The sequence below is a fragment of the Vibrio sp. Y176 genome (genome assembly GCF_033438945.1).
Map to the genome: position 1 here is coordinate 1 of NZ_JAWOQS010000050.1, position 1847 is coordinate 1847.

The 1847-nt window shown below is 51.3% G+C and carries 1 protein-coding gene; it reads left to right on the forward strand.

Features of this window, described 5'->3' with window-relative positions:
* A partial coding sequence (locus R7O13_RS23940; RefSeq protein ID WP_318304811.1) for a tandem-95 repeat protein occupies nucleotides 1–1847 on the forward strand: 1847 nt, incomplete at both ends.

Consider the following 1847-nt stretch of genomic DNA (forward strand, 5'->3'; position numbering starts at 1 on the left):
CCAGTGGCGACCAATGACAATGCCGTTACTGACGAAGACACGCCAGTGACGATTGATGTCCTGCCAAACGACACCGATATTGATGGTGATACGCTGTCTATCCAATCGGCGTCTGTGCCGAGTGAGCAAGGGACAGTCGAGATTGTTGACGGCCAGTTGGTGTTCACGCCAGCTGAGAACTTCCATGGTGACGCTGAAATTACTTACACGATTACTGATGGTGCACTGACTGACCAAGCAACGGTCAACGTCACCGTGAATGCGGTGAACGACACGCCTGTGGTTGAAAGCAACATTGCAGACCAAACCTTGGCGGAAGATTTTACGCCATACAGCATCGATCTGAATACGGCCTTCAGTGATGTGGATAATGTTGATGGCGAGCTGAGCTTCAGTGTCTCTGGCAACAGCAACATTCAAGTGGCGATCGTCAACGGTATTGCTACGTTCACTCCAACCGCAGACTGGAACGGCTCAGAAGCATTGACCTTTACTGCTACCGATCCAAGCGGTGAAAGCGTTAGCCAAACGGTGAACTTTACGGTTGCGCCTGTGGCGGACATCGTGGCAGACAAAGCGACGGTTGTGGAAGACACGCCGACCATCATCAAGGTCTTAGGTAACGACACGTTCGAAGGCGACGATAAAGTGGTGTCGCTGGATACCAGTAACGGTCCAGCGAACGGCACGGTCTCGGTCAATCCTGATGGCAGCGTCACTTACACGCCAAATGACAACTTCCACGGGGCAGACAGTTTCACCTACATCGTTACGTCCGGTGGGGTATCAGAGTCCACCACGGTGAACGTCGATGTCACACCAGTGAACGATGCGCCAGTGGCAAAAGATGATACCGCTGTTACTGATGAAGACACGCCAGTGACGATTGATGTCCTGCCAAACGACACCGATATTGATGGCGATAAGCTGTCGATTGACTCGGCATCTGTGCCGAGTGAGCAAGGGACAGTCGAGATTGTTGACGGCAAACTGGTGTTCACACCGGCTGAGAACTTCAATGGTGACGCCGAAATCACTTACACCGTCACCGATGGTGCACTGACAGACCAAGCGAAGGTGGCCGTTACCGTTAACCCAGTAAACGATGCGCCAACCATCAAGGTCGATGCTGTAGAAAGTATCACTGAAGACGCGGTGAGTACCGATACGGTAGTGGCAACGTTGGAAGTCGCTGACACCGATACGCCAGAAGAGCAATTAACCGTTTCTTTAGAAAACAACTCAAACGGCTACTTTGCGCTAGTTGGCGATGAAGTCAAACTGACTCAAGCGGGTGTTGACGCGGTTAACAACGACGAACTCAACCTTAAAGACCTAACGATCAGCGCATCAGTATCGGATGGTGTTAATCCAACGGTTAGCGACAGTGATAGTTTGATTGTGAATCGCGTTAACGATGCACCAACAGTCGATAATGTGATTTCAGATCAAGTGTTAGCAGAAGATTTTACGATCTACACGATTGATTTAAACGACGCATTTAAAGACAGCGACTCCGCATTGAACTTCTCAGTGTCCGGCAACAGCAACGTGTTGGTGTCGATTGAAAATGGCATCGCGACCATTAGCCCAACGGCGGACTGGAATGGCTCAGAAGCATTGACCTTTACCGCCACCGATCCAAGCGGTGAAAGCGTTAGCCAAACGGTGAACTTCACAGTTGCGCCTGTGGCAGATATTGAATCTGACCGCGCGACGGTTGTGGAAGACACGCCGACCATCATTAACGTCCTAGGTAACGACACGTTTGAAGGCGACGACAAAGTGGTGTCGCTGGATACCAACAACGGTCCAGCTAACGGCACGGTCTCGGTCAACCCGGATGG